Below are 18,256 nucleotides of genomic sequence, written 5' to 3' on the forward strand. Positions count from 1 at the left end.
AGCGCCCTTGCGTCCCATCGAGAGTAGCGTGATGCCCACGTTGAACCTGATCCAGCACCACCCCGCCGAAGGTCCGGGCGCCATCGCCATCTGGGCCGAATCCCGAGGGCTGACGCTGAAGGTGTTTCGCGCCGACCTCGGCCAATTGCCGCCCGTCAGCGCCGATCCCGTGGTCCTGTTGGGCGGGCCTTACGAATCCAATGCCGGTCCGGCCTGGCTGGAAGCCGAACGGCAATGGCTCAGAGGAAGTCTCGATCAGGACGCAGCTGTGTTCGCCATATGCCTGGGGGCACAGTTGCTGGCGTTGAGCCTGGGCGGGAATGTACGGCGGATGGACCGGAGCGAAACCGGATGGACCACCGTGAGCTTTATCGATAGGCAAACGTTGAAGGTGCTGGAGTGGCACGAAGACGCTATCGACCTGCCGCCTGCCGCGCAGCTATTGGCCAGCAGCGAGCACTGTGTGCAGCAGATGTACCGCGCCGGGCCGGCGCGGCTGGGGTTGCAGTTTCATCCGGAGTGGAATGCCGAGTCGGTGGCCATGCTCAATGCGCATTTTGGCGATGAGTCGCCGTTGCCACGAGGGCCGCAGGACGATGCGGCCTACGCCGATGTGTTGGCGTGGTTGCAGGCGACACTGGATGAGTGGTGGGCGGCCGCTAACGAACACTGATCCGTGGGGACCCCACTCTTGTGGCGAGGGAGCTTGCTCCCGCTCGGCTGCGCAGCAGACGCTTTTTTTGAGGCCGCTTCGCGACCCAGCGGGAGCAAGCTCCCTCGCCACAGGCAAGCCCCCTCACCACAATGATCAATGGTGTTTGGGTATCAGCATTCACAACCGATCACAGCATTCACCGGCCGCTGCACCCCGACACTCAACTCAAACCCTTCATCCAGCCACCCGATCACGCCGCCGATCATCTCCTTGACCGGATACCCCAGGGCCGCCAGTTTCACCGCCGCCTTGTTCGCGCCGTTGCAGTGAGGCCCGGCGCAATACACCACGAACAGGCTGTTCTTTGGATAACCCGCCAAGCCTTCGGCGCTCAGCAAGCGCCCGGGAAGGTTGATCGCTCCCGGCACATGTCCGCGTTCGAACGCCAGCGGGCCACGAACATCCACCAGAATGAAATCGACTTCACCGTCCTGCTGGCTGGCGTGGACGTCGGAACAATCGGTTTCGAAGGTCAGACGGTTGCTGAAATGCATCAGGGCGATGGCCGATGGGGCGGCGGGAATTTCGCGAACCAGGCTGGTCATGGGCTGTACTCCAAAGAAGCGGTGGGTGTGGGAAGACTTTATCCGCCAGCCGCCTGCGGCTACAGTGGCGTACAAGACACCCACCGGGAACTTTCCGCCAAATGAACCCCACTCCAGGAATGGTCGCGATTCTGGCCTACGACGGCCTGTGCACCTTCGAGTTCGGCATTGCCGTGGAGATCTTCGGCCTGCCACGGCCTGAATTCGATTTTCCGTGGTACGAGCATCGTATCGTCGCGGTCGATCAAGGTCCGATGCGTGCCATGGGCGGCATCCAGGTCCTGGCCGATGGCGGCATGGAATTGCTCGCCGATGTCCGCACCATCATCATTCCCGGCTGGCGCGACCGCAGCGCCGCAGTGCCCGCAGAACTGATCGCCGCCCTGCGCCAGGCCCATGCGCGGGGGGCGCGGTTGCTGTCGATCTGCTCCGGTGTTTTCGTCCTCGCCGCCACCGGGTTGCTCGACGGCCACGGTGCGACCACGCACTGGCGCTATACCTCGGAACTGGCCGAACGGTTTCCCGGCATCCTGGTGGACCCGGACGTGCTGTATGTCGATTCCGGCCAATTGATCACATCCGCCGGCAGCGCGGCGGGCATCGATGCCTGCCTGCACCTGGTGGCACGGGATTTCGGCACCCAGGTGGCCAATTGTGTGGCGCGACGCCTGGTCATGTCGCCGCAACGCAGCGGTGGCCAGGCGCAATTCATTCCGACGCCGGTCAGTCCTACACCGCGCAGCGATCTTTCCCGCGTCATGCAGTGGGCGCGTGAGCGTTTGCACGAACCGCTGGAGGTACGCGACCTGGCCAGCGAAGCCGCCATGAGCGAACGCACCTTCCTGCGCCGCTTTACCGAAGCCAGTGGCCAGTCACCGAAAACCTGGTTGCAGCACGAACGTCTGGGCCGCGCCCGCGAACTGCTGGAAAGCAGCGAGCAGAACACCGAGCAGATAGCCGAACGTTGTGGTTATCGCTCGGTGGAAAGCTTCCGGGTGGCCTTTCGAACGGTGGTTGGCGTGCCGCCTTCGGTGTATCGGGAGCGGTTTGGGCGTGGAGGCAATGCGGTTTTTTGAGGTGTTCTCAAGGGCCTCTTCGCGGGCAAGCCCGCTCCCACAAGGTTTTGTGCTTGCCACATGATCCGGGCACGACACGCAACCTGTGGGAGCGGGCTTGCTCGCGAAGGCGTCAGCCCGGTCACCTCAACTCTCAAGGCTTGCGCAGCAGATAGGTATCCATGATCCAGCCATTGGCCAGCCTTGCAGCCTTGCGCACCCGTTCGATTTCATCCGCCACATCCTTGAGCCTGCCGCTGATCAGGATTTCATCCGGCGTCCCCAAATAGGCCCCCCAGTAAATCTCGGTGTCCTGATCCACCACCTGCTGGTAAGCATCCTGGGCATCGAGCATCACCACCAGGCTGTCGGCATCGCTCACCTGGCCTGCCGCCAGACGCCGGCCGGTGGTGATTTCAACGGAGCGGCCAATCTGGTTGAGCGCCACCTTGTGCCGGGCCGCCAACGCCTGAACGCTGGTAATGCCAGGGATCACCTCGAACTCGAACGCGCAGGCGCCCGAGGCCTGGATCGCCTGAAGGATACGGATGGTGCTGTCGTAAAGCGCCGGGTCGCCCCACACCAGAAAACCACCACACTGACCGTCGGACATTTCCTCGTCGATCAGCCGTTCGAAGACCTGCTGCCTGGCCAGGTTCAAGTCGTTGACACTGGTCTTGTAGTCCACCTCACCGCGCTCACGCTCCGGGCTGTGGGCTTCGACAAAACGGTAATCGTGGCCGGTGATGTAGCGTTCACAGATTTCGCGTCGCAATTCGATGAGTTTGTCTTTGCTCTCACCCTTGTCCATGAGAAAAAAAACATCGACCTGATTCAGCGCCTTCACCGCCTGCATCGTGATGTAGTCGGGGTTGCCGGCACCGATCCCGATGACCAGGAGTTTTTTCATCACAGCAGGTCCTCGGGGTCGGTGCCTGGCAAGCGCAGCCGCCAGCGGCCATGGAACCGCAACTCGACAGCCGACAGGGGTTCGACGTCGATCAGGCTGGACGCTGCCCCCTGCAACACCTGCGTCAGCGCGGCGCGAATGACAAAGGGATGGGTAATGGCCACGATGTGCCCCGGCGTCGATTGCAACGTTGTCAACCACGCGCCCACCCGCTCGCCCAGTTGCACCAGCGACTCACCACCGTGGGGCGCCGAAGCCGAGTCGCCCAGCCAATGCTCGAGTGCCAGGGCTTCGGTTTTTTGCAGATCGCCGATGCGCACACCGCCCCAGCGCCCGAAGTCGCAGTCCCTCAGTGCGTCGACAATCTGCGACGCATTGCCAAACAGTTCAGCGGTTTGCCGGGTGCGCAACTCCGGGCCGCAGACAAGGCGTGTAGCGCCCTTGAACTGCTTGCAACGGGAAAGCCTGAGCGCTTGCCAATCCACCTCCAGAGGTTCGTCCAGAGGAAAACGCGCCAATTTCTGTGCGACGGTTCGAGCGTGGCAAATCAGGGTTAAACGGGTTGCCTGCACCAGCAATCACTCTAAAGATGGAAAGGAACGACGGCGTCAGGTGACCGCCATTGCGCAATTGTGCCGCAACAAAGCAGGCCCGGGTGGTGTTTAATTTTCCTGCTTGAAACGGATTCCTTCAGTCATTTCCTGCCAGATTTTCTGTCATGGCTGACCGCAATACAGGCAATCACCTACAAGACTTTACGACATCGGCGTAGCCCCTTGGCACAGGCACTTCGCCCCTTTTCGGACACGGTCAAACCACGCAAAAATTCACTAGACAGGCAGTACACGATAATTAAATACTCCTTTCAACGGACTGTTAAAACATGTACCACGCTCATCCAGCAGGAGCCCGGATGCTCTTTCTCAAACTCCCCATCAATGCGCCTGGCCAGGCATCGCATCCGGCCGAATTGCCCGTTCCTTGTTTAATGCGGTCCATCCCAAGAAACATCTGACAAGAAAAAGAGTGGCGCCTGACAACGTTCAGATAACCACCGATTTAATGTGGGGGAAAACCGACAGTGATAGTCAGGTTCGGCTCAAATCGCCGAATCGTTTGATACAGGAGTGTCTCCATGCTGGTCTTGCGTCCAGTCGAGTTGGCCGACCTGCTCCAGTTGCAGAGGCTGGCTCGTGAAAGCCTCGTGGGCGTCACGTCCCTGCCCGACGATAGCGAACGGTTACGCGGAAAAATCCTCGATTCCTGTGCCTCGTTCGAAAAGGACGTCGAGGGTCATGGCCCGGAAAACTATTTCTTTGTACTCGAAGACCTGACGACACAGCACCTGGTCGGCTGCTCGGAAATCCTCGCCACGGCGGGACACAACGAGCCGTTCTACAGCTTGCGCAACCGGCACTTCACCAGTGCCTCGCGGGAACTGAACATCGAGCACGGCGTACCGGCCTTGTCGTTGTGTCACGACCTCAGTGGCCACACCTTGCTGCGGGGCTTCCATATCGATGCCGCCCGGGTGCGCAGCGCGCATTCCGAACTGCTGTCGCGGGCGCGCCTGTTGTTCATCGCCGCCCACGCCCGGCGTTTTTCCGAAACGGTGATCACCGAAATCGTCGGCTACAGCAGTGATGAAGGCCACTCGCCATTTTGGGACGCCGTGGGCAAGCATTTCTTCGACTTGCCCTACGTCGAGGCCGAACGGCTTTGCGGCCTGCAGAGCCGCACCTTTCTCGCCGAACTGATGCCGCAGTATCCGATCTACGTGCCCATGCTGCCCCAGGCGGCACAGGACTGCATCGGCAGCATTCACCCCGATGGCCAGGAAGCCTTCGATATCCTCGAACGTGAAGGCTTCGAAACCAACAGTTACATCGATCTGTTCGATGGCGGCCCGACGCTCTATGCGCGCACCTCGGGCATTCGCTCCATCGCCCACAGCCAGTGCGGCGTAACGCAGCCTGGCCCGGTGATCGATGCCCGTGGCAGCTTTCTGGTGAGCAACGAGTCCTTGACGGATTATCGGGCCATCGTCGCCGATCTTGATTACATCGCCGGACAACCTGTGACGCTGGATGCCGCCATGTGCGAGGCGCTGAAGGTGACCGAGGGCAGCCCGATCAGGCTGATCGCCCTGTGAATACCCGCCAGATTCAACGCCCGAGCACACGCGAACAAGGAGCCGCCGCATGATTGTCCGTCCGGTGCAGATCACCGACCTGCCCGCCCTGTTCAAGCTGGTGCGTCAGGCAGTTCCTGGGCTTACCAGCCTGCCGGCCGACGAAGAACGCCTGGCCCACCGGATTCGCTGGGCCCAACGCACATTTGCCGGGCAGGTCGATCGGGCAGATGCCGATTACCTGTTCGTGCTCGAGGATGACGAGCAGCAAGTGGTGGGCGTCAGCGCCCTGACGGGTGCCGTCGGTCTGCGCGAGCCCTGGTACAACTACCGGGTCGGACTGACGGTCAGCGCTTCAGCGGACCTGGGTATCCAGCGCCAGATCCCGACCCTGTTCCTGAGCAATGAATTGACCGGGCAATCGGAAGTCAGCTCGTTGTACCTGCGCCCCGATCAGCGCCAGGGCAGCAACGGCCGTTTGCTTTCGCTCGGGCGTTTGTTGTTTGTGGCCGAGTTTACGCAGCTGTTCGGCAACCGGCTCATCGCCGAATTACGCGGCAGCGCCGACGAACGAGGTGGCTCGCCGTTCTGGGACAGCCTCGGCCGGCACTTTTTCAAGATGGATTTCAGCTACGCCGATCACTTGTCCGGGCTGGGCAACAAATCGTTCATCGCCGAACTGATGCCGCGCCAGCCGCTGTACACCTGCCTGCTCACCGAACAGGCCCAGGCAGTGATCGGCAAGGCCCACCCGAATACCGAGCCGGCCCTGAAAATCCTCAGCGGCGAAGGGTTTGCCCACAAAGGCTACATCGATATCTTCGACGGCGGACCGGTCATCGAAGCCCCGGTTTCCGGGATCCGCACCGTGCGCGACAGCCAACCGCTGATACTGGCCATCGACTCGCCGGACGATAAAGCGCCCCTCTGGCTGATTCACAACCGCCGTCTGGAAAACTGTCGCATTACCTGCGCCCCGGCCCGACAGGTGGGCACCAGCCTGGTGGTTGATCGCCTGACCGCCAAGCGCTTGCAGCTGCAACCCGGCGACTCGGTGCGCGCGGTGCCGCTGCTTGACCAACGGCAACAGGCCGAGGCGGCGTGATTTATCAGTTCCATCGTTGCGACGTCAATCGGCCTTACCCAGCAAATTCGTCATCTTCGTTCTGCGGCGCGCGTGATAGCCTTTTATTTCTTTGGCGTTGACACTTTTGCTCAAGCCCCTCCATTCCATTGGTGGAACTCATATGTCCAGGCTTTCCCATCAAGATTTGCGCCGCAGTTTTCGCCAACTGTTCGCCTCCGACACCTGCTACCACACGGCCTCGGTTTTCGACCCGATGTCGGCCCGTATCGCCGCCGACCTGGGCTTCGAAGTCGGGATCCTCGGTGGTTCGGTCGCCTCGTTGCAAGTGCTGGGCGCCCCTGACTTTGCCTTGATCACCCTCAGCGAGTTCGCTGAACAGGCCACCCGCATCGGCCGTGTCGCCCAGTTGCCGGTGATTGCCGACGCCGACCACGGCTACGGCAACGCGCTCAACGTCATGCGCACCATCGTCGAACTCGAACGGGCCGGCGTCGCTGCGCTGACCATCGAAGACACCTTGCTGCCGGCGCAGTTTGGCCGCAAATCCACCGACCTGATCACGGTCGCCGAAGGCGTCGGCAAGATCCGCGCGGCACTGGAAGCCCGCTGCGATACGGAAATGGCGATCATCGCCCGCACCCATGCCGGGATTCTGCCGGTGCAGGAAATCATCAGCCGCACCCGGCAATACCAGCGTGCCGGGGCCGACGGGATCTGCATGGTGGGCGTAAAGGACTTCGACCATCTGGAGCAGATCGCCGAGCACCTGAACGTGCCACTGATGCTGGTGACCTACGGCAACCCGCTGCTACGCGATGACAAGCGCCTGGCCGAACTGGGTGTGCGCGTGACCATCGACGGCCATGGCGCGTACTTCGCCGCGATCAAGGCGACCTACGACAGCCTGCGCGAACAACGCCAGATCCTCACCCAGACCTCGGACCTGAACGCTACAGAGCTGACGCACACCTACACGCAACCCGAGGAATACATCCGCTACGCGGAGGAGTTCATGAGTGTGAAGGAATGACGGTTTAAACAGACACGCCGCCATCGCGAGAGCGTCCGCAGTTTAGCGGTGGACAGTCACACCGAGTCGAGCAGTTCGCGATGGGGTTTCCCATTCCCGCAGCAGATCACTCGATTGCGCCCGGTAGTCTTGGCTTCGTACAACGCATGATCGGCGTCGTTGAGCCAAAGCGTCGCGTCGCCATGGGCCGGGTTGAATGACGCCATTCCAATGCTCAGGCTGACTTTCAGCGCCGGGTTCTGCTCGTACCCCAAGGTGGCGAAGCGATCGCGCAGGGCATCCATGACGGCGGCGGCGCGGTTCAGGGGCAGGTCCGGAAGGATCACGCAAAACTCGTCACCGCCGTAGCGCCCTGCCATATCGGCCGCTCGCAGGCTCTGCCTGAGCATTTTACTCAACCGACGCAGGACGATGTCGCCGGCAACATGGCCGTAGGTGTCGTTGATGGTCTTGAAATGGTCGATGTCGATCAGCGCGATCGCCCCGCCTTTTTGCTGGCGTTTGCAACGCTGGAACTCGACCTCCAGTTGGTCCTTCCAAGTGCCATGGTTCAGCAGGCCCGTCAGGCTGTCGGTGCGGCTCAGTGCCAGCAGTTCACGCTTCTGACGGCCGAGGGTATGGGCCTGGCGGAAGCAGATCCAGCCCAGCGCCAGTGGATACAGGCACAGCAACGGCAAACAGGCATAGAGCTGCAACGGGCTGGTGGCAGGAATGAACGCCGGGGCGAAAATCAGCAGGCCAACGCCCACGCCCAATACTTGCGCGGCCGTCCCGGCGAGCAGGAAGCGCATGCCACCGATGGCCACGTTGTGCATGGCCATCATGGAAATGGTGGTCGCGCTGGGCAGTGGATTGAAATGCATGGCGGCAATCCAGAAGCCGCCGAGAAAGGCATCGATCAGCAGATTGCGGTGTTCGGCGTGATAAGGCTTTCTGGCCCGACGCGCCCATTGGTAGGCCAGGTGTGGCCAGACCAGGCCATTGAACCACATGAACCCCCAGACCCAGGGCGCCGGATCGAGTGGATACATCGCCGCGCTCACGCATACCAACCCAAGGGCCACCCCCAGGATTCGCGATGTATAGAGCCTCCTGGCCAATGAAAATCCGTTTCCTCCCGTTTTTGCCATAGGGCCTCTGTGCCACTCGACGGAATGCGATAACAGCCTGTGCCTGTGTGCTGGAGTCTATCAGGGTGAAATCAAATAGCCATCACCGACTGACAGGCTGAATATCGCGACATCACGCTCGCATAAAAGCAAAAGCCTCGTCTCCAGAAACGGCTATACATGAAAGAAGGGTTGATCAATGACCATAAGAGGAGGCCCATGCAGACCTTTCAAGTATTGATCATCGGCAGCGGGTTTGGCGGCCAGTGTGCCGCAATTAATTTGCTCAAGGCCGGAATCGACGATTTCCGCCTGCTGGAGCGGCGGGATTTCTTCGGCGGCACCTGGTGCCAGAACACCTACCCCGGCGCGGCAGTCGACGTGCCCTCGCCGCTGTACTCCTTGTCTTTCGCCCCGTATCGCTGGACGCAAATGTTCGCCGAACAAGCCGAATTGCACCGCTACACCCGCCACGTGGTGGAACACTTCGGCCTGCAGGACAAAGTGGAACTGGGCGCGAATGTCGAGCGCGTCGAATGGGACGACGCCAATAAGCGCTGGACGGTATACACCGCCGGCAAAGGCACGTTTTGCGCGCAGTTCCTGATCAACGCGACCGGGCCGTTGAGTCAGCCGGTGGTGCCGCACTTCGACGGACAGGAACGCTTTCAGGGCAAGACGTTTCACACCAACAACTGGGATCACAGCTACGACTATCGGCAAAAACGCGTGGCCATCGTCGGCAGCGGCGCCAGTGCGGCCCAGGTCATTCCGGCCATTGCCCCGGACGTCGGGCACTTGCATGTGTTCCAGCGCACGCCCCACTGGGTATTGCCCCGAGCTGACCGCAGCTTCGGCCGCTTCCAACGCTGGCTGCTGGGCCTCAAACCCGCCTACAAGCTGTTGCGCTGGGGGATCTACTGGCAATTCGAAACCCGGGTGATTGGCTTCAAGTACTCGAAACCGGCCGTGCACAGGGTCCAGCGCCAGGCCCTGCGTTTTCTCAAACACCAGGTGCCGGACGCCGAACTGCGGCGCAAACTGACGCCGGACTACACCATTGGCTGCAAACGGGTGATTCTGTCCAGCACGCTGTACCCGGCACTGGCCCGCCGCAATGTGACCCTGCACAGCAGCGAGCAAGGCATCGCGGCCATCGACGAAACCGGCATCGTTACCCTTGATGGCCAGCACATTGTCCTGGACTTGATCGTCTGGTCCACCGGCTACGACGCCACCGACGGGGTGATCTCCTACCCGGTAACGGGCAAAAACGGCACCCGTCTCAAGGAGGTCTGGGCGCAATACCCGCGGGCCTACCTCGGCACCGCCCTGCCCGATTTTCCCAACCTGTTCATCGTCACCGGGCCGAACACCGGCATCGGCCACACCTCGGCGCTGTTCATCATCGAATCCCAGATGAACTACATCCTCGATTGCATTCGCACCTTGAAGAATCAAGGTTTACGTAGCATCGAAGTTCGCCATGAGGCGGAACGTACCTACACTGAAATGATCCACCGGGAAATGGAACGCACCGTGTGGAAGTCCGGTGGTTGCCACAGTTGGTATCAAAGCAAGAGCGGTCATGTGATTGCGATGTTTCCGGGATTCAGCTTCAGCTTTCATCGCTTGACCCGAGCGCTGAAACCCGCCGATCACATTTTGTCCTGAGCAGATACAAGGGAGACGCGTGATGCTTTTGTTGTTCGTCGTTCTCGCAGTGTTCGTCACCTGGAGCTGGCTGACCTACCCGGCCATCGGCTACTGGCTCTATGACTTGAACATGGCGGCCGAGGCCAAGCTGTACCGGCTGCACAAAATCGTCGTGCCCATCCCCGAGATGACCGTCTCGACCTGGCAAGGCGGACCGTACGAAGCCACCAGCAATGTGCTGATGCTCCATGGCTTCAGCGCCGACAAGAACCTCTGGCTGCGTTTCGCCCGACACTTTGTCGGCAGCCATCGGGTGATCATCCCGGACATCGCCGGCCATGGCGAAACCGGCTTCAAGGCGGGCGGCGGCTACGACATCCCGCTGCAGGCCAAGCGCATGATCCAGCTGCTGGACGTGTGCGGAGTGGAAAAAGTCCATGTCATCGGCAACTCCATGGGCGGCTACATGGCGGCGTGGCTCGCGGCCACTTACCCGGAGCGCATTGTGTCCGTGGCCCTGATCGACCCGGCGGGTGTCACCGCGCCCGAGCCCAGTGACCTCGAGCGACATTTGGCCAAGGGCCACAACCCGTTTCTGATTCACTCGCGCGAAGAATTCCAGCGCTTCTACGCCATGACCATGGCTTCGCCACCCTGGGTACCGAAACTCGTGCTCGATGCCGTCGCCCAACGCTATGAACAGTCCCGCGATGAGCTGGAAGAAATCTTCCGCGAATTTCGCGCCAGCCCGCCGATGGAACCGCACCTGCCCGACATCACCGCCCCGGCGCTGTTGCTGTGGGGGCGCAAGGACCGGCTGATCGATGTCAGCAGCGTGGCGGTCTGGAGCAAGGGCATCGCCGACCTGCGCGTGCATATCTGGGACGCCATCGGGCACATGCCCATGGTAGAAGCGCCATACGGTTCGGCGCGCCTGTATCGCGAGTTTTTGGCATCGCTGCGTTCGGAGAGCCCACAGGATCAACGACTGCATTAGGGGACGTTCTCAATTAGTTTCCCTACCGCGCCGGGTTGTGCCTTAAAGCTGGCCATGCTGCGTTGCAGGCCTTGGAAAGGGAACAACCATTCCCAGCGGCCTACGCCTTGCCTGGCCAGCTTTAAGGCGACAACGCGGTGGGGAAACTAATTGAGAACGCCCCCTGGCAGTCCTTTGCAGAATGAAGTTCGTCAGAAACTTCGTTTGTCGGCGTCGCGCAAGGCTGCGATCTTTTGTCCATCCTTTACGTCACCGCGCCAGGAATCCTGTTCATGAACCACCCGAACTTCGTCAGCCCTGACCTGATCCGCCAACGCTTCTCCAAAGCGATGTCCGACATGTACCGCGAGGAAGTGCCGTTGTACGGCGCGTTGATGGAGTTGGTGGAACAGACTAACCGTCACGTGCTGGACAGCGATGCGCAAATCCTGCGGCAGCTCACCAGCACCGGCGAAATCGAGCGCCTGGACCTGGAACGTCATGGGGCGATCCGCGTCGGTACGGCCGATGAACTGGCGACCCTCGCCCGCCTGTTCGCGGTGATGGGCATGCAGCCGGTGGGTTACTACGACCTGACACCGGCCGGCGTGCCAGTGCATTCCACGGCGTTTCGCGCGGTGCATGAAGCCTCGCTGCAGGTCAGCCCGTTCCGGGTATTCACCTCGCTGTTGCGCCTGGAATTGATCGAAGACCTGGCGCTGCGCGCCTTTGCCCAATCGATGCTCGACCAGCGCTCGATCTTCACCCCCACGGCCCTCACGCTCATCGAACGTGCCGAATCCCGGGGTGGCCTGACCGAGCAGGAAGCCCTGGAGTTCATCGAACAGGCACTGGAAACGTTTCGCTGGCACCACAGCGCCACCGTCACCGCCGAACAGTATCAACAGCTCAGCGCCCAGCATCGCCTGATTGCCGATGTGGTGGCGTTCAAGGGCCCGCACATCAACCACCTGACACCGCGGACCCTGGACATCGACATCGTCCAGGCGCAAATGCCGGCCCATGGCATCACCCCCAAAGCGGTGATCGAAGGCCCGCCTCGCCGCCAGTGCCCGATCCTGCTGCGCCAGACCAGCTTCAAGGCCCTGGACGAGCCGATTGCCTTCACCGATCAAAGCGAGGCTCGCGGCAGCCACAGTGCCCGTTTCGGCGAGATCGAACAGCGCGGTGCCGCTCTCACACCCAAAGGCCGGGCACTCTACGACCGCTTGCTCAATGCCGCACGGGACGAACTCAAGGACTTCCCCAACGAAGCCAACGCCGCACGCTATAACGCCCTGATGACGCAGCATTTCAGCGAGTTCCCTGACACCTGGGAAGGCATGCGCCAACAGGGCCTGGCTTACTTCCGCTACTTCGTGACGGAAAAAGGCCTGGCGGCGGGTGACCTGAAAAACGCGCCCCTGGAAGACCTGATCAGCAGCGCTTGCCTGCGGGTTGAACCGCTGGTGTACGAAGATTTCCTGCCGGTGAGCGCAGCGGGGATTTTTCAGTCAAACCTGGGGGATGCGGCGCAAACCCGTTACGGCGCCCATGCCAACCAGCAGGCGTTCGAACAGGCCCTGGGGCGTTCGACGATCGATGAGTTGGGCCTGTATGCCGAGAGCCAGCGGCGTTCGATCGAACAGTGTTTCGCCGCATTGGCCGATGTTGTTCAAGTCAATAAAAAGCATGACTGAACGATTTCTCATAACTCAATAAAAAAATCGGGCGACCTACAGGTCGCCCGGTTTTTTATATCCAAAACTTTCAATACAGCAAACAAAGTGTTCGCCCAGTGCAATGGCCTCGGCAATCCATGCACTGGTAAAGAGCCCTGACACTGGGCGAACGGAAAGTATTTTAGTAGAAGTGGCTAAATATTTCCGTGCGCTAAAGATGAAATTTATCGACATCATATTTAATAAAATGTCGACTTAAATCCAATCCCGCACCTCGCCACAAACTCACCAGTTCGACCATACAAGCTGATTATTCCTATACAAAACTTGCACAAAAATAATCAGCCCATATAGAGCCATTACTCAATATTAGTGCTTGCTGGTTACCGTCAATATATCGGTATAAACCACGTTGACGCTTTGCCCGACTTTCAAATCCTTGAGTTTGGCCTGGACTTCAGGTCGTTTGACGTCGACGGTCTTGGACTTGCCTTCCGGGTTTTCGAAGGTCACCTGGTGTTTCTTCAGGTCGATGTGGGTGATTTTCAACTGCACTTTCACCTGACGATAAGCTTCGCCGCCAGGGTTGGCGCTACCTGGCGCAGCACGCACTTCGCCGGTGGCTTCGGCGGTGCCGGGCAGGCCTTTGTCGACATCGGTGTCGAGGTAGGCTGCAACGGCGCTGGTGACCCTGATGTCGACCGTATCGCCGGCCTTGAGGTTATTGAGGTTTTTCGCCTTGTCGGTCAATTGCACAGGGAACTCATTACCCTGCGGGCCTTTAAGGACCACGGAATGGTTCGCGGCATCAACCGAAACGACTTTGGTGGAGACCTGATCAGCCACCACGACTTCGGACAACGGGATATCGGCGGCAACCGCGCCAAAACTGGCGGCAGACAGCATGGTAGCGAGGGTGATGGCTTTGGTCAGTGCATGGCGTTTCATAGGCAGAACTTTCCCTGTGATAGATGGCAACAGACGGCGTTGAAACCGGGCTCAACGCCATGTGTGCGAGTGAGCATAGACGCTGTTCTGCGAGTGGTCGCGCCGCAGCGGTGATTTTCGTTACACGAGCGTCTAGTACCCGGTCATTTCCAGATAGCCCTGCCCTGCATGGCTGCCGCTGAGGCGCACCGGGCCTTCCCAGTATGGAATGCGCAAGTCCATCCAGGCCTGGGGATTGAGCGCGGTAATGACGATATCGAGGTGTCTGGCGGGGATTTTGATCGACCAGCGAATGGGCATCACGCGCCCGGCAACCCGGGCGGTGTCTTGCGGCGTGAGGATGATGTCGCCGGCGTGCAACAATTGTGTCTGGCCCCGGGCGTCGATCCAGGTGCCGGTGAGGTAAGGCTCGCCGTCCTTTTGTCGCATGCGATACAGCATCACCTGCTCGCCGCTGTCCAGGTGCAGGGAGAACCAGTCCCATCCGGTCTGGTTGCTCGTCAGGGGCTGGCTGCTCCACTCCCGGTCGAGCCAGGCCGGGCCACTGACCTGAAAGGTCTTGCCGTCGATGTCGAGGGTGCCGCTGGCCTGGAAAAACGGCTGGCTGTAGTAGTAAGAAGCCTGGCCCTGTTCGGATTTCTGGCTGAACCCCCGGTCCCCCTGAAGCACCAGCGGACCTGTCGAGGTCAACCGCAGCCGGTAGCTGAAACGCTGGTCGCGGGCACTGAGTTGCAGGTCGGCCAACGGGGCGTCGGCAGTCGCCTGGCTGCGCAATTGCCAGTCGTCGATCCACGCGTTGAACGGCGCAACGCTGACACCGGCCTGACCGACGCCGCCACGGGCATAACGTTCGGCCGCGTGATGCACCGTCGCCGACGTCACCGCTGCGTGGCCGAGCCAGATCGTCTGATTCTGCCAACCCGCCACCTCAGGGCTGGATTTCAACGCGCTGCGAAACAAGGTCCATTGCGCGCCAAACTCATGCCCCTGATCGTCCTTCAGGTTGGCCGTGACATACCACCATTCGATGCGAAAGCCATCGTGCGGGCCGTGATCCGCCGGAAAGCTGAACACCCGACCGGGCACCACTGGGGTGAACGCAGCGGCCTGGCTGCCAAGCCCGGCAAAGCCTTTTTCTACCGGTGCCGGTTGATCGCAACCGCTCGCCAGCAGCGCCAGGAGCAACACGCCGACTTTAATCTTCATGGGCAAACGTCCGCAGCAGGTCCGCCGGTTGCGTGCGGTACAAACGGTACAACGGCCAGGCCGAGGCCAGCAGCGTCGCCACCAGCGCCAGCCCCATCAATTGCAACAGTTGCCATGGAAACACCCGCAACGGCAGGCGCCAGCCAAATGCCTGCACGTTGATCACCGTGTCCAGGCACCACGCCAGGGCGATGCCCAGCGGCAACGCCAGCACCAGGGTCAGCAGCGCCAGCAACCAGGTTTGCCCGAGGTTGAGCAACATCAAATGCCGACGCGTCACCCCCAGCGCCCACAACGGTGCCAGTTGCCCGAGACGGCTCTGGCTTTGGGTCAACAGGCTGATGAACAGCGCCACCCCGGCCACGCACAGCGTCAGGCTGTTGAGCGCGGCGGTGGCGGCGAAGGTGCGTTCGAAGATTTGCGTGGACCAGCCCTTGAGCCGCGCCTGATCGACGATGCGGCTGTCGTCCAGGGCAAAACGCGCCTGTAACGCCGCGACGAACGCAGGGATCGACGCCGGTTCGATGCGCAGGTTGAAGCGGCTCGGTGTCAGTTGCGGCCAGCCGTGCAACAGGTGGCCGATGTTCACCAGAATGTGGCCCTTGGGATTGCCGTAGTCGGCATAGATCCCGACGATCCGCGGCGACCACGGGCCAGTGGGTGTCGGCAGCGTCAGGTGATCGCCCAGTTGCACTTGCAGGCGCCGGGCCAGTTGTTCGCTGAGCATCACCGCATCGTCCTTGGCCAGTCGCTCCCAAGGGTTGTCGCCCAAGGCTTCGAGCAGCGGCCAGTGCTGGCGATAGGTCGGATGGTCGATGATCCCCGACAGGTCCGTCGGCCAGCCCTGCAACTGGATCGAAACCTGCCAGTTGGGCAGCACCGCCGCCAGTTGCGGCTGCTGGTCGAGCCAGCTGTGCAGTTCCCGGGCCTGGGCCGGGTTCTGGGGATTGAGGTAAAGCTCGGCCGTCAGCCGTTGTTCGAGCCAGTCGCTGAAGGTCTGGCGAAACCCTGCGGTCATGCTGCCGGCACCGATGTTCGCCGCCATGGCCAACAGCAGCGCCATCAGGGCCAGACTCAACGCCGGTAGTTGCTGGCGGCAATCGGCGACAAACCACTGGCCGAGTACCGAGCGACTGCGCTGCGAAACGAGACTGAGCAGCGCGCTGAGCAGCACCGGCAAGGCCAGCGCGGCACCGATCAACAGCGCGGCCATCAGTACGAAGCCACTGACAAGGCTGTTGCCGATGGTCAACGCCAGCAGCGCGATCACCCCGGCCATTGCCGCCACCCACCCCTGGCGTCGCAACCAGCGTGCATGGGCCTGATGCCAGGCCTGCGGGTCGGCCAACGCCAGCAATGGCAAACGCGCCGCCCGCAACAGGCTGCTGGCCCCAGCGAGCATTGCGCCGATCAGACTCAAGCCGATACCACTGAACCACCACGACAGGCTGAGGCTCAACTGCCCCGCCACTTCGGCGCCGTACAAGCCACGCAGGCTGGCGGCGACATCGGGCAACAGCACACCGGCCAGCAGGTAGCCGCTGACCACCCCGGCCACACCTCCGATCAGGGCCAGGCCACCCAATTCGACGGCGAGACAGGCGATCAGCATCCGCGCACTCACACCGCAGGCACGCAGGGTCCGGAGCAGGCTTCGCCGTTGCTCCAGCGCCAGTCCGATGGCAGCGTGCACGATAAACAGGCCGACCACGAACGACAGCACCCCCAGGGCATCGAGGTTCAGGTGGAAGCTTTCGGTCAGGCGCGTCAGGTTGCTTTCTTCGCCAGCTCGCTTGAGTTGCAGCTGGCCCTTGAACGGCTCCGGCAATGGCGCGGTGAAATCCTTCGGTAACAATAACCGCGACAGTTGCTCCGGCAACCCCAGAATCTGCTGGGCAAAACCGATGTCCACCAGCAGCACGCCGGGCGCCATGTCGGCCTGCACATGCAGCGGCGGCAGTGCCACGCCCGCCAGGTTCAGTGGTCGGTCACCCTCGCGAAAACCCAGTGCCTGCAAGGTCTGGGGCGAGATCCAGGTACTGCCCGGCGGACTGAAAAAGCCGACCACCTGTTCAATCGCCAAGGCCTGCCCGGCCACCGCTGCGCCCGCCGGCAGCGACACCGGCTCGATGCCCATCAACTGCAAGCGCTGCTCTTCGTGCCCCTTGAGCGTGACCCGGCCTTGCAGCACCGGTGACACCGGCCACCCCGCGCGGCGCAGATCGATAAACCATTGCTGGGGGAACGTGCCGCCGCCGGGCGCACCTAGGCTGGCCTGAGGTTCGCCGCCGATCAACTGACTGGCGCGGGCATAGCTGTCGCGGGCCTGGCTGTTGAGAGCCTGGACACCGGTCAACAGACCGGTGGCCAGCCACAACCCGGTCAGCACACTGAAAAACTGCACCGGATGCTGCCGCCAGTGGCTGAGCAGCGCACGCAGGGTTTCGCTGAAAATGCGCATGTCAGCGCTCTCCCGCACCGGCCAGACGACCGCCGCACAGCATGGCTTTTTCCGCCAGCCGTGCCGCCACGCCGGGACTGTGGGTGACCATCAACAGGCTGGTGGGGCTGTCGTCGAGCAATTCCAGCAGCAACTGCAACACCTCGGCGCCGGTGATTTCATCGAGGCTGCCGGTGGGTTCGTCGGCCAGCAGCAATGGCGGGCGCGACGCCAGCGCTCGGCCCAGTGCGACCCGTTGCTGCTGGCCGCCGGACAGTTGCTCCGGATAGCGCCGCAGCAGCTCCCCCAAGCCCAGGCGCTGCACCAGGTGCGCCTGCCAGCGTGGGTCATGGCGCCCCGCCAGACGCGCCTGAATCGCCAGGTTGTCTTCGACCCGCAGGCTGCCGATCAGGTTGAATTGCTGGAACACCAGGCCGATTTCCGTACGACGCCAGTTCGCCAGTTGCCCTTCATTCATCTGTTCCAGGCGATGCTCGCCACTGCGGATGCTGCCGCGATCGACCTTGTCCAGCCCGGCGATCAGGTGCAGCAAGGTGCTTTTGCCACTGCCCGACTCGCCCATCAGCGCCAGGCTGCTGCCGGGCCTGAGCGTCAGGTCGACGCCTTGCAGCACCGGCAGCGGTCCCTGCGGGGTGGCGTAGCTTTTGAAAACGCCATGGACTTCAAGCATGGGTCGACCTGCTGGATATGCATGGCCCAAGGATAGCGGGCCTGAATGTTTTTTGTCCGTTGCTGATGATCGCCC

16 protein-coding genes are annotated in these 18,256 nt (G+C 61.6%); 8 read left to right on the forward strand and 8 right to left on the reverse strand.

Translation table 11 applies throughout. The features are described 5' to 3' along the window. The first annotated feature begins 31 nt into the window (after positions 1 to 31). Positions 32 to 673 (forward strand): type 1 glutamine amidotransferase, encoded by a 642-nt coding sequence (locus tag KGA85_RS19685; RefSeq protein ID WP_223459841.1) that lies wholly within the window; start codon positions 32 to 34, stop codon positions 671 to 673. A 152-nt stretch (positions 674 to 825) separates the two neighbouring features. Here the strand turns inward: KGA85_RS19685 and KGA85_RS19690 are convergent, their stop codons facing one another. Beyond that, positions 826 to 1,260, reverse strand: coding sequence for a rhodanese-like domain-containing protein (locus KGA85_RS19690; RefSeq protein ID WP_223533733.1), 435 nt, complete (start codon positions 1,258 to 1,260; stop codon positions 826 to 828). A 101-nt stretch (positions 1,261 to 1,361) separates the two neighbouring features. On the opposite strand from KGA85_RS19690, the gene ftrA reads away from it, so the two are divergent. After that, entirely contained in the window at positions 1,362 to 2,336 is a 975-nt protein-coding gene (gene ftrA, locus KGA85_RS19695; RefSeq protein WP_223537731.1) for a transcriptional regulator FtrA, read from the forward strand. A 133-nt stretch (positions 2,337 to 2,469) separates the two neighbouring features. Here the strand turns inward: ftrA and cobF are convergent, their stop codons facing one another. Both cobF and KGA85_RS19705 read right to left on the reverse strand, forming a co-directional pair. Further along, the gene (gene cobF, locus KGA85_RS19700) at positions 2,470 to 3,225 is read right to left on the reverse strand and encodes a precorrin-6A synthase (deacetylating) (RefSeq protein ID WP_223533731.1); all 756 of its coding nucleotides are present in this window, start codon (positions 3,223 to 3,225) and stop codon (positions 2,470 to 2,472) included. Then, positions 3,225 to 3,797 (reverse strand): histidine phosphatase family protein, encoded by a 573-nt coding sequence (locus tag KGA85_RS19705; RefSeq protein WP_223533730.1) that lies wholly within the window; start codon positions 3,795 to 3,797, stop codon positions 3,225 to 3,227. Before KGA85_RS19705 ends, cobF begins: the two co-directional genes overlap by 1 nt. Before the next feature lie 563 nt (positions 3,798 to 4,360). Between KGA85_RS19705 and KGA85_RS19710 the strand changes: the two genes are divergently transcribed. From KGA85_RS19710 to KGA85_RS19720, 3 genes are all read left to right on the forward strand, one after another. Beyond that, complete coding sequence (locus KGA85_RS19710; protein ID WP_223543325.1) at positions 4,361 to 5,377, forward strand: arginine N-succinyltransferase; 1,017 nt, start codon at positions 4,361 to 4,363, stop codon at positions 5,375 to 5,377. Between the two features lie 49 nt (positions 5,378 to 5,426). Then, the gene (gene astA / locus KGA85_RS19715; RefSeq protein ID WP_223533728.1) at positions 5,427 to 6,461 is read left to right on the forward strand and encodes an arginine N-succinyltransferase; all 1,035 of its coding nucleotides are present in this window, start codon (positions 5,427 to 5,429) and stop codon (positions 6,459 to 6,461) included. 142 nt (positions 6,462 to 6,603) lie between these two features. Continuing rightward, entirely contained in the window at positions 6,604 to 7,473 is an 870-nt protein-coding gene (locus tag KGA85_RS19720) for an oxaloacetate decarboxylase (RefSeq protein ID WP_223533727.1), read from the forward strand. Positions 7,474 to 7,529: 56 nt separating this feature from the next. Here KGA85_RS19720 and KGA85_RS19725 read toward each other — a convergent pair whose 3' ends face one another. Further along, complete coding sequence (locus tag KGA85_RS19725) at positions 7,530 to 8,603, reverse strand: diguanylate cyclase (protein WP_223537722.1); 1,074 nt, start codon at positions 8,601 to 8,603, stop codon at positions 7,530 to 7,532. A 198-nt stretch (positions 8,604 to 8,801) separates the two neighbouring features. Here KGA85_RS19725 and KGA85_RS19730 point away from each other — a divergent pair, with 198 nt between their 5' ends. The 3 genes from KGA85_RS19730 (at position 8,802) to KGA85_RS19740 (ending at position 12,914) form a co-directional block, all read left to right on the forward strand. Continuing rightward, positions 8,802 to 10,256: a flavin-containing monooxygenase gene (locus KGA85_RS19730; protein WP_223533725.1), complete on the forward strand. Its 1,455-nt coding sequence runs from the start codon at positions 8,802 to 8,804 to the stop codon at positions 10,254 to 10,256. A gap of 22 nt (positions 10,257 to 10,278) precedes the next feature. Then, positions 10,279 to 11,235, forward strand: coding sequence for an alpha/beta fold hydrolase (locus tag KGA85_RS19735; protein ID WP_223459858.1), 957 nt, complete (start codon positions 10,279 to 10,281; stop codon positions 11,233 to 11,235). Positions 11,236 to 11,507: 272 nt separating this feature from the next. Beyond that, the gene (locus KGA85_RS19740) at positions 11,508 to 12,914 is read left to right on the forward strand and encodes a VOC family protein (protein ID WP_223459860.1); all 1,407 of its coding nucleotides are present in this window, start codon (positions 11,508 to 11,510) and stop codon (positions 12,912 to 12,914) included. Between the two features lie 351 nt (positions 12,915 to 13,265). Here the strand turns inward: KGA85_RS19740 and KGA85_RS19745 are convergent, their stop codons facing one another. From KGA85_RS19745 to KGA85_RS19760, 4 genes are all read right to left on the reverse strand, one after another. Next, complete coding sequence (locus KGA85_RS19745; protein ID WP_223459862.1) at positions 13,266 to 13,844, reverse strand: hypothetical protein; 579 nt, start codon at positions 13,842 to 13,844, stop codon at positions 13,266 to 13,268. A 132-nt stretch (positions 13,845 to 13,976) separates the two neighbouring features. Then, entirely contained in the window at positions 13,977 to 15,050 is a 1,074-nt protein-coding gene (locus KGA85_RS19750) for a lipocalin-like domain-containing protein (RefSeq protein ID WP_223537705.1), read from the reverse strand. Beyond that, entirely contained in the window at positions 15,040 to 17,511 is a 2,472-nt protein-coding gene (locus tag KGA85_RS19755; protein ID WP_223543326.1) for an ABC transporter permease, read from the reverse strand. Before KGA85_RS19755 ends, KGA85_RS19750 begins: the two co-directional genes overlap by 11 nt. A 1-nt stretch (position 17,512) precedes the next feature. After that, positions 17,513 to 18,181, reverse strand: a complete 669-nt coding sequence (locus KGA85_RS19760; protein ID WP_223459867.1) for an ABC transporter ATP-binding protein — start codon at positions 18,179 to 18,181, stop codon at positions 17,513 to 17,515. Positions 18,182 to 18,256: the final 75 nt, after the last annotated feature.

Source organism: Pseudomonas sp. GL-B-12 (assembly GCF_019955895.1).
Lineage (GTDB): Bacteria > Pseudomonadota > Gammaproteobacteria > Pseudomonadales > Pseudomonadaceae > Aquipseudomonas.